This window comes from [Haemophilus] ducreyi (assembly GCF_900109315.1).
In the GTDB taxonomy this organism is placed as follows: Bacteria; Pseudomonadota; Gammaproteobacteria; order Enterobacterales; family Pasteurellaceae; genus Haemophilus_B; species Haemophilus_B ducreyi.
Map to the genome: position 1 here is coordinate 18,345 of NZ_FOJC01000012.1, position 9,730 is coordinate 28,074.

Here is a 9,730-nt window from a genome sequence, read left to right on the forward strand (position 1 = left end):
TATGACAATTCAACTGATCAACGAATCCTCAAACACCGCCAAATTTCAGCAAATTTGCGAAAAATGGCAACTTGTACACGATAAATCAGCCTCATTAGCCTTAGTGCTTACTGATACACGTTTAGAGCTTCGCAAATTAGACGAAGCCAAATTAGGTGCAATCGCTGTCAACTTTGTAGATGGTACACTAGCACACCGCCGTAAGTTTGGCGGCGGTCGAGGTGAAGCGATCGCTAAAGCAGTCGGTATTAAGGGCAATTATTTACCTAGCGTAATTGACGCAACCGCAGGACTTGGGCGAGATGCTTTCGTATTAGCCGCGATAGGATGTAAAGTTACGCTAGTAGAACGCCACCCCGTTGTAGCCGCATTATTAGAAGATGGCTTAACCAGGGCTTATCTTGACTCTGAAATCGGCGAATTTATGCAACAACGAACGCAGTTAGCTAATGTCCACAACATTGCTCAATTGGACACTACCACCCAATCTGCTGATGTAGTCTATTTAGATCCAATGTATCCACACAAACAAAAAAGCGCATTAGTCAAAAAAGAAATGCGCGTGTTTCAACATTTAGTCGGAGCAGATCTAGATGCTGATCAATTTTTACTCCCTGCCAAAGCTTTGGCAACTAAACGGGTTGTCGTCAAACGACCTGATTATGCTCCACTGCTTGCTGAGCAACGCCCGAGTTTCTCACAAAAAACGAAAAATCATCGCTTTGATATTTATCTTTCTCCGCCCCAAAAGCGGTAAATTTTATTTAAAAATGCACCGCTTAGGTGCAAGTTCTAGGCAAAACCAGATTTTTCTAGTACGATTATAGTTTTTACATTTTTCATTTCAATAGCAATATAATAGTAGTAGGTATACCGTGACACAACATGATTATGCAGTCCGTTTAAGCAAGAAAAAGACGCCTCGTAGATCTTTAATTTTAATTTCAGTGATCATTATTCTTATTTTATTCGGTGGCAGTATGGCACTATGGTTATTAAAAGAACATGCACCTGCTACAGCAATACCGGTTGAAATTAACAAAAATAAAACACTTTCTTCACCATCACTACCCACATTACCAACTCGCCCTGAAGAAGTATATAGCTATATTCGTGATTTAGAAACGCGTGAAGTCTTAACAGATAACAGCGAAAAATCGCAAGAAAAATTAGCACAATTATCCGCCAAACAAAAACAACAACTTGAAGAAAGGCTTAGACAAGAAGCGGCACGTTTAAATGCGGAAAACCCTGCGCAAGAAGAACAAACAGAAAAAGTAACCGCAATTACACCAACAGAAACTGTTGCAGTCAACCATTCCGTAGAACAAGCTGAAACCACAAAAACGGTTGAGCAAGAGAAGATTGCCAAAACTGACGAAGCAAAACCTAAACAAACGGAATTAAAAAAGCAACAAGAACAGCCTCAAAAGAACGAAGTGCCTATCGAAACGGCTAAAGTGGCCAAAGTTCAACCGAAGCCTATAGAAAAACCAGCCCATCAAAATGGTCAATTTGGTTTACAATGTGGCGCGTTTAAAAATAAAGCACAAGCTGAAAATATGCAGGCACGACTTACAATATTAGGTTTTAATGCGCGTATTAATGCTAGTGCAACGTGGAACCGTGTTATTGTCGGCCCTTTTAATGATCGAAATGCTGCCGTGAATGCACAAGCTAATGTAGAGCCCATGGCAGAATGTGTGATTATTTCAATGTAACAAAAAAGCTCAGCAAATGCTGAGCTTTTTTATACTCACTGATTTTATTTGTTTACTAAGAATGTTACAGCATCAACATAACGTTTAATAAACTCATCATTTGATTTTGAATCAGCAAACCCCTTCAAATTAAGTTGATATTGGCCATTCACAAAAAAGACCGGAACACCACTAATTTTAAAGTCTTCCGCTAATTTAACTTGCTTATTGAATAACGCGTTCACAGCAAAACTATTAATGCCATTATCAAAATCTTCTACCTTCACACCATTTGCAACAAAAATAGCTTTTATATCTTCCATCGATTTTACCGCATCTTTTTGCACAGCCTCAAATAATGGTTTTTTTACGGTATGCTCAACGCCTAATGCCATTGCTAATGACCAAGCTCGTGTTAAATTAGCAGATTGATCACCTAAAAAATTAATGTGATATTGCACTAATTTTACATCGTTAGGCAACGCTTGCTTAATTTGTGCTGGAATTTTATATGTTAATTCAAAATCATAACAATGTGGGCAGTAAAAAGAGAAAAACTCAATCACTTCTTTTTGTGCTGAAGGTGCTTGCTTAATTTGCAAATACTCTTTTCCTTCAACAGGATCAGCCGCTAAAGCGGTCGAATTAATGCTAAATAATGCAGATAACGCAATTAATGTTGATTTTAATGCAAATTTTTTCATTAGTGTTCCTTAAAATAAATTAGTGGGTAAATCACCCTTGTTTGACCTGATTAATCTTTTAAAATTCCACGTGCTCGTAACAAAGCCGTTTTAAAATCATCTTCATAATCTTTCTTTAAACCGGGAATGGGTTCATATTTTTCTGCATTACGCATTTTTAATTGATAAATAAGCACTTCATCTCGTAATGCCGGATAATTATCTGGTTCACCGACTTCTACTGATAATTGTTGTAAAATATCAATCAGATGTAAACCTGGATGTTTATGCCAATGTTCATCTAACAATTCAAGTAATTCTTCCAAACGTTTAGATTTCACCTTTTAGTTCCTTAAAAAACCTTGTTCAAATTGCATAGGAATCATATACTTTTCATTTTATTTTTGCAAAATTTGGATAAAAAATGGCACAAATCAGTCAACTTTCTGCGGTTATTCTTGCCGGTGGGCTTGCTCGCCGAATGAATGGTAATGAAAAAGGCCTTTGCTTATTACACCAACAACCACTCATTTCACATATTTTAGCGAGATTAACGCCACAAGTTTGCACAATTTATCTCAATATTAACCGCTCATTTGCCACCTATCAGCAACTTTATCCGCAACTTACATACTATTCAGATAAAATTGCTGATTTTCAAGGCCCATTAAGCGGTATATTAAGTGGTTTTGAAAAGATTGACAGTGAGTATTTATTATTTGTCCCGTGTGATACTCCTTTCTTACCTAAAAATCTTGTCACTAAACTAACCAACAGCTTGATAATGAATGAAGCAACCATTGCTTACGCACACGATGGCGAACAAGCTCACCCGACTATTGCACTGATCCATCGTTCTATCACGCCAACCTTAGCGAGTTACTTAGCTAATGGTGAACGCCGTTTATATCATTTTTTCAAAACACAAAAAAGCATCGCCGTCGATTTTTCCGATCAAAAAAATGCTTTTCAAAACTTTAATAGCCTTGCTGATCTTGAACAATTTAACGCCATTTCAGCCACTAGGGTTGATCACCCCCGCCTACTTGGCATCACGGGCTACAGTGGCACCGGTAAAACAACATTATTGGAAAAATTGATCCCTATTTTGACCGCTAATGGTATAAAAGTCGGCTTAATTAAGCATTCACATCATAGTGTTGATATAGATAAAAATGGCAAGGACAGCCATCGATTACGAACAGCCGGCGCTAATCCAACCATAATAGCTTGTCAACAACGCTGGGCATTAATGACAGAAACACCTCAACAAGCGGTTGATTTTCAACAATTAATTACCAAATTTGATCCAGAATCCGTTAATTTAATTTTAGTGGAAAATTTTAAAGATGAACAATTTGCAAAAATTCAATTGCATAGACAAGTGATTAAAAAACCATTGCCTGAATTAGATGAATGGACGATCGCAACGGCAACGGATTATCCAATTGCACGGACTAATCTGTTAGATATTAATCAAATAGACAAGATAGCTGATTTTATCCAACAATGGCTCAATAACTAATTAAAAAGTGGTAAGATTTAAACAAAATCTTACCATTTATTCTATTATTTGAGACCTAATTTCTTTTCAAGATAATGAATATTAGTCCCACCTTGGCAGAAATTCTCATCTTCCATAATTAAATTATGCAATGGAATATTCGTTTTAATGCCTTCTAAAATAGTTTCAGATAGCGCATTTTGCATACGACGAATAGCAATTTCACGATTTTCAGCAAACGTAATCAACTTACCAATCATTGAATCATAGTGAGGCGGCACAGTATAACCAGAATAAATATGTGAATCCCAACGCACACCTAATCCACCTGGAACATGTAAACGCGTGATCTTACCCGGTGATGGTAAGAAAGTATTTGGATCCTCCGCATTAATACGGCATTCCATAGCATGACCTTTTACTTTGATATCTTCTTGCTTAATTGAAATCGGTAAACCTGCCGCAACACGTAACTGTTCTTTAACTAAATCGACCCCGGTAATCATTTCGGTAACCGGATGTTCTACTTGCAAACGCGTGTTCATCTCAATAAAGTAAAATTCACCGTTCTCAAATAAGAACTCAAAAGTGCCCGCACCACGATAACCAATTTCACGACAAGCCTTCGCACAGCGCTCACCAATAAACTTACGTAATTCAGGTGTAATCCCCGGCGCAGGCGCTTCTTCAACAACTTTCTGATGGCGACGTTGCATTGAGCAATCACGTTCAGCTAAATAAACAGCATTACCGTGTGTATCTGCTAGCACTTGAATCTCAATATGGCGCGGATTTTCTAAATATTTTTCCATATACACCATATCATTATTAAAAGCCGCTTTCGCCTCTGCTTTCGTCATAGCAATAGATGCTTCTAAATCTTTTGCTTGATAAACCACGCGCATACCACGACCACCGCCACCACCAGATGCTTTGATAATCACAGGATAACCAATGCGGTTAGCAATCTCTTTATTTTTAACAGGATCATTACCAATAGGCCCATCTGAACCCGGCACACAAGGCACCCCTGCTTTTTTCATGGCTTCAATAGCAGAAACTTTATCGCCCATTAGTCGAATCACATCTGCCGTTGGGCCAATAAACGTAAAACCTGATTTTTCAACTTGCTCTGCAAAATCAGCATTTTCAGATAAGAACCCATAACCGGGGTGAATTGCATCTGCGTTAGTAATTTCTGCCGCAGCAATAATCATAGGAATATTTAAATAACTTTTCACAGAAGGAGCGGGGCCAATACAGACGGTTTCATCTGCAAGTAAAACGTGCTTTAATTCTCGGTCTGCGGTTGAATGAACTGCAACAGTTTTAATGCCTAGTTCTTTACAGGCACGCAAAACACGTAACGCAATCTCGCCACGATTTGCTATGACAACTTTTTCTAACATTGGAATACCTTGAAATGCTTTAATTAATAATCTGCTCTTCCTTAGCAAGGGCGAGCGAACTAGCCAAATGATCACGAGTTCAAGAAGAAAACAACACCGTTACAGAAAAAACAACACATTTAACCGCTTATCTGCACTTCTTGGCTATTTTAGGTATCTTCTTCTATAAACTGAGGCAAAGAGAAATTATTCAATAATAATAAGCTTTTGATCAAACTCGACTGCTTCACCGTCTCCGATTAGGATCGCTTTAACAACCCCGGCTTTATCAGATTCAATACGGTTCATCATTTTCATTGCTTCCACAATACATAATGCATCACCAACATTTACTGTTTGACCAACTTCTACAAAAGGTTTCGCATCTGGACTTGGGCTACGATAGAAAGTGCCAACCATTGGAGAAAGGACCGCATGGCCACTTACTTCAGCATCAATAACCGGCGCGGGTGAGATAACAGGTGTCGCAACAGCAGGCGAAGCAGGCACAGCTTGTGGCGCTGCCATATATTGTATTGGTGCTTGTGTTACAGGTTGTGCTCGGCTAATACGTACAGTACCCTCTTCTTCAGACACCTCTAACTCTGTGATACCTGATTCTTCCACTAATTCAATAAGTTTTTTGATTTCACGAATATCCATAATGAGATTCCATTTTATATTCAATTAAAAAGAGAAACTCTGCACTATTGCGCAGAGTAAAAGATGTTACCTAGATTAACCGAATTTCGTTAAATTTGCGAATAAATTATTACAAATTAGCCGAAATTATCAGATTTTAGTGACTCATCGTAGCAGTAATTTAAACAAAAGTTACATTGACGATGTTTATGATGCGGTCTTATTTATTCGCAAAAAATTGATTGCCGTAACTATTTTAAAGATGATATTGCAAAATCAAGTGCATAATCATAACCTTTCGGACCTAAACCACAAATGATGCCTTGTGAAATATCGCTAAAATAGGAATGATGACGAAAACTTTCACGACTACAAATATTTGAAAGATGCACTTCAATAAACGGAATAGCAACGGCTAACAATGCATCACGGATTGCAATACTCGTATGGGTAAACGCTGCTGGGTTGATAATAATAAAATCAATGTTACCAAACGCCTGATGAATACGATTAATGATCGCTTCCTCACCATTAGCTTGAAAACATAGCAAATTATAACCTTGTTTAATCGCTTGCTGTTTTAAGCGTTGTTCAATCTCTAATAAAGTTTGATCGCCATAAATATGTGGCTCTCGCTTTCCTAACATATTAAGGTTAGGGCCATTTAACAGAAGAATATTTTGCATACCCTTCCCTATAGCAACGCTTTAACTAATTCTGGTGGTCGGCAAAGTTTTACGCCTTTTGGACCGCTCACAAAAGGACGATTTAATAATGCTGGATAAGTAGCAATTAACTTAATGATCTCATCATCAGTCAACATTTGATTAACAATATACTGCTGATATACGTCAACCTCTTTACGAATCGCATCGAATGGAGATAATTCACTTTCCATCAATAACCGTTTAATTTCTGCCACTGTTAATGGTGTATTAAGATATTCAACAATGGTTGGCTCAATGCCCGCTTCGCGAATGATTGCTAACGTTGCACGAGATTTACTACACTTGGGATTATGATAAATAGTCAATGACACAATAAATCCTCATAAGATCAATCATCAAAATTAACAGAATCGAATTATTCTTCAATCGTGCGGAGTAATTCGTTAATGCCTACTTTCCCTAAAGTCTTAGCATCTACTTTTTTAACAATAACCGCACAATAAAGGTTATATTTACCACATTTCGATGGCAAACTACCCGAAACAACCACAGATCCCGCAGGCACTCGACCATAGTGAATTTCACCGGTTTCACGATCATAAATACGCGTTGATTGGCCAATAAATACGCCCATTGAGATCACGCAGCCTTCTTCTACAATCACCCCCTCTACCACTTCTGAACGTGCACCAATAAAGCAATTATCACCAATAATCGTTGGATTAGCTTGGAGAGGCTCCAATACACCACCAATACCTACCCCACCAGATAAATGAACATTTTTACCGATTTGTGCACAAGAACCAACTGTTGCCCACGTATCAACCATTGTACCTTCACCAATATAAGCACCAATATTCACATAAGATGGCATCAATACACAGTTCTTAGCAATATATGCCCCCCTACGTACTGTTGCAGAAGGAACAACCCGAAAGCCTTCTTCAGCAAAACGACTTTCCGTATAATCAGCAAATTTTAACGCAACTTTGTCGTAATATTTTGTTTCAGCACCATCAATTATTTGATTATCGTTAATACGAAACGAAAGTAATACCGCTTTTTTTAACCACTGATGCGTGACCCATTCAACACCTATCTTTTCTGCAACACGATATTCACCTGAATCTAATTTTTCAATCACAGTTTCAATAGCCTCTCTCGTTTCTACATCAACGGTTTTCGGTGTAATCTCTGCACGGCGTTCAAATGCGGCTTCGATAACAGCTTGTAAAGACATAACCTATCCCTTAACTTCAATAAAAATAATAAATAAAGCCACTTTTTAACATAGATAGGCTTCTTTTTCCACTAAAAAACAGCGGGCAATTTTGCTAAAAATCCCACAAAACTGCCCGCTTAAATCACTATTTATCTAACAAAATAAAAAGACTAGCCCTTTTCTTTATAACTATAATGAATTCTCCACAACATCCTTGCATCTAAATTAGCGGAAGCAATCATAGTCAAGAACACCGCCCCACCAAAGAAAAAAGCTGCATCACCTACCGAAAAACTTAAAATTTGCCCTCTCTCTAACAACGACATCATTAAAGCTAATACGAACAAATCTAACATAGACCAACGCCCAACAAAATGCACATAGTGGAGTAATTTCATTTGCCAATGAATAGAATGCTTCCATTGATAATGAATAGCTAACAACAAATATAAAATAATCACCACCTTACTAAAAGGAACTAAAATACTAGCAATAAAAACAATCGCTGCCACGATATAACTACCCAAATTAATAAATGTAATAACACCAGAAAAAAGAGTATCCGCTGAAACAGTACCGGCAAAACGTGTAACCGAAATAGGCAATAAATTAGCAGGAATCATCATAATCACTCCCGCAATCAAACACGACCATACTCGCTGTAACTTAACACTGTCTGGAATGGCTAAATTACTTTCACAACGAGGACAACGCTGTTTTCCCTTTAAATCAAAAATATGTTCATCAAAAGAATATTCACAAACAGGACAAAATACAGGATTAGTTGGATGATCTATTGGTAATGAATGATACTCAGGATAAAAATATTCCCATATCTGTTTTAAATCAATTTTAATAAATAATAACGTGGTTAAAATCGTAACAATCACAAATGCACTTAAATGAATACTAAAGCTTAACTGGGCATAATCATGAATCTTAAAAGCAGCAACCGCTAACGCAACTAAATAAACATCAAGCATTACCCACTCTTGAATCTTAAACAAAAAAATTAATGTATAACGAGGCCGATAACCTAAAAACTTTTGCAAACTTAACGTTAAAATCAGCCCAACAAATACCAATGGAAAAACTATTGAACATAACAACACCATAAATGCCGTGTAAGGATAACCCTCAACTGCCATTTTCCAAGTCCCATCCCAAACTGTTGAATGAATAGGAATACCGAGTAAATCAATCGTCATTAAAGAAAAATAGAAAGCAAATGGTAATAAAATTAAAATTGCCAAAGCAATCATTGAACAACGATATAAACTCCAATTTTTTGCAACATTCAAAGCATAATGACAATTAGGACATACAGCAATTTCAGATAGTAAATATTTAGGTACTTGAACAAAAGAATGACATTCTGGACAACAATGCAATATCTTATTTATTTTCATTTCGTATCCTTGATAGCCTACTAATTATTTCTTCATTAACTATAACTATAGCTATTCCATATTTTAACGTTTTTCAAAATTATTATGGCTATTCTAACAAAAAAAGCAAAAAGTTGCTGCACATCTTGCCCTGCCACATTCTGTATTTTATTATATTAAAAATAACCGCATATTATTCTAGTATACGTATTTCATACGCCCTTTATTTTTTAGCTATCTAGTACCCAATTACCTTATTTGTTATTTGTTGTTTGTTCTTTTTTTATTCGCTTAAACAACAAAAAACCCCATAGCAGTCGCTACGGGGTCGTAATTAATCTCTGGCGATGACCTACTCTCACATGGGGAAGCCCCACACTACCATCGGCGTAACAGCGTTTCACTTCTGAGTTCGGGATGGATTCAGGTGGGACCACTGCACTGTTGTCGCCAGAATATTCTGGTGATGATATTCTGTCTTTGTTTGTCTGTTTATTTATTGATTGACTGATTGTTATCTATTGATTGTTATTTC

At 37.1% G+C, this 9,730-nt stretch carries 11 protein-coding genes and 1 rRNA gene; 3 read left to right on the forward strand and 9 right to left on the reverse strand.

The window, feature by feature from the left end; genetic code table 11:
• The first annotated feature begins 1 nt into the window (after nt 1).
• A complete protein-coding gene (locus BMX01_RS07580) occupies nt 2–757 on the forward strand; it encodes a class I SAM-dependent methyltransferase (RefSeq protein WP_064082240.1) in 756 nt (251 codons plus the stop codon).
• Between the two features lie 118 nt (nt 758–875).
• Nucleotides 876–1,721 (forward strand): cell division protein FtsN, encoded by an 846-nt coding sequence (ftsN, locus tag BMX01_RS07585; RefSeq protein ID WP_064082241.1) that lies wholly within the window; start codon nt 876–878, stop codon nt 1,719–1,721.
• A 44-nt stretch (nt 1,722–1,765) separates the two neighbouring features.
• On the opposite strand, the gene dsbA is transcribed toward ftsN, so the two are convergent.
• Entirely contained in the window at nt 1,766–2,404 is a 639-nt protein-coding gene (gene dsbA / locus BMX01_RS07590; protein ID WP_010944616.1) for a thiol:disulfide interchange protein DsbA, read from the reverse strand.
• A 50-nt stretch (nt 2,405–2,454) separates the two neighbouring features.
• The gene (locus BMX01_RS07595) at nt 2,455–2,724 is read right to left on the reverse strand and encodes a DUF1040 family protein (RefSeq protein WP_064082242.1); all 270 of its coding nucleotides are present in this window, start codon (nt 2,722–2,724) and stop codon (nt 2,455–2,457) included.
• 83 nt (nt 2,725–2,807) lie between these two features.
• Between BMX01_RS07595 and mobA the strand changes: the two genes are divergently transcribed.
• Nucleotides 2,808–3,908 carry a molybdenum cofactor guanylyltransferase MobA gene (gene mobA / locus BMX01_RS07600; RefSeq protein WP_074648029.1) on the forward strand — a complete coding sequence of 367 codons (1,101 nt, stop codon included), beginning with the start codon at nt 2,808–2,810 and terminating at the stop codon, nt 3,906–3,908.
• A gap of 44 nt (nt 3,909–3,952) precedes the next feature.
• On the opposite strand, the gene accC is transcribed toward mobA, so the two are convergent.
• The 7 genes from accC to rrf all read right to left on the reverse strand — a co-directional run bounded on the left by accC (nt 3,953) and on the right by rrf (nt 9,650).
• Complete coding sequence (gene accC / locus BMX01_RS07605) at nt 3,953–5,296, reverse strand: acetyl-CoA carboxylase biotin carboxylase subunit (protein WP_010944613.1); 1,344 nt, start codon at nt 5,294–5,296, stop codon at nt 3,953–3,955.
• A 186-nt stretch (nt 5,297–5,482) separates the two neighbouring features.
• The gene (gene accB / locus BMX01_RS07610; protein WP_064082244.1) at nt 5,483–5,938 is read right to left on the reverse strand and encodes an acetyl-CoA carboxylase biotin carboxyl carrier protein; all 456 of its coding nucleotides are present in this window, start codon (nt 5,936–5,938) and stop codon (nt 5,483–5,485) included.
• Between the two features lie 230 nt (nt 5,939–6,168).
• Nucleotides 6,169–6,603 (reverse strand): type II 3-dehydroquinate dehydratase, encoded by a 435-nt coding sequence (gene aroQ / locus BMX01_RS07615; protein WP_010944611.1) that lies wholly within the window; start codon nt 6,601–6,603, stop codon nt 6,169–6,171.
• Between the two features lie 8 nt (nt 6,604–6,611).
• The gene (arsC, locus tag BMX01_RS07620) at nt 6,612–6,956 is read right to left on the reverse strand and encodes an arsenate reductase (glutaredoxin) (protein WP_064082245.1); all 345 of its coding nucleotides are present in this window, start codon (nt 6,954–6,956) and stop codon (nt 6,612–6,614) included.
• 44 nt (nt 6,957–7,000) lie between these two features.
• A complete protein-coding gene (dapD, locus tag BMX01_RS07625) occupies nt 7,001–7,825 on the reverse strand; it encodes a 2,3,4,5-tetrahydropyridine-2,6-dicarboxylate N-succinyltransferase (protein WP_064082246.1) in 825 nt (274 codons plus the stop codon).
• A 152-nt stretch (nt 7,826–7,977) separates the two neighbouring features.
• A complete protein-coding gene (locus BMX01_RS07630; RefSeq protein WP_064082247.1) occupies nt 7,978–9,216 on the reverse strand; it encodes a paraquat-inducible protein A in 1,239 nt (412 codons plus the stop codon).
• A gap of 318 nt (nt 9,217–9,534) precedes the next feature.
• Nucleotides 9,535–9,650 (reverse strand): 5S ribosomal RNA (gene rrf / locus BMX01_RS07635).
• Between the last annotated feature and the right edge of the window lie 80 nt (nt 9,651–9,730).

Coding starts and splice junctions, on each gene's coding strand:
- BMX01_RS07580 (WP_064082240.1), top strand. CDS start 2: ATGACAATTCAACTGATCAACGAATCCTCAAACACCGCCAAATTTCAG.
- dsbA (WP_010944616.1), bottom strand. CDS start 2,404: ATGAAAAAATTTGCATTAAAATCAACATTAATTGCGTTATCTGCATTA.
- mobA (WP_074648029.1), top strand. CDS start 2,808: ATGGCACAAATCAGTCAACTTTCTGCGGTTATTCTTGCCGGTGGGCTT.
- accC (WP_010944613.1), bottom strand. CDS start 5,296: ATGTTAGAAAAAGTTGTCATAGCAAATCGTGGCGAGATTGCGTTACGT.
- accB (WP_064082244.1), bottom strand. CDS start 5,938: ATGGATATTCGTGAAATCAAAAAACTTATTGAATTAGTGGAAGAATCA.
- aroQ (WP_010944611.1), bottom strand. CDS start 6,603: ATGCAAAATATTCTTCTGTTAAATGGCCCTAACCTTAATATGTTAGGA.
- dapD (WP_064082246.1), bottom strand. CDS start 7,825: ATGTCTTTACAAGCTGTTATCGAAGCCGCATTTGAACGCCGTGCAGAG.
- BMX01_RS07630 (WP_064082247.1), bottom strand. CDS start 9,216: ATGAAAATAAATAAGATATTGCATTGTTGTCCAGAATGTCATTCTTTT.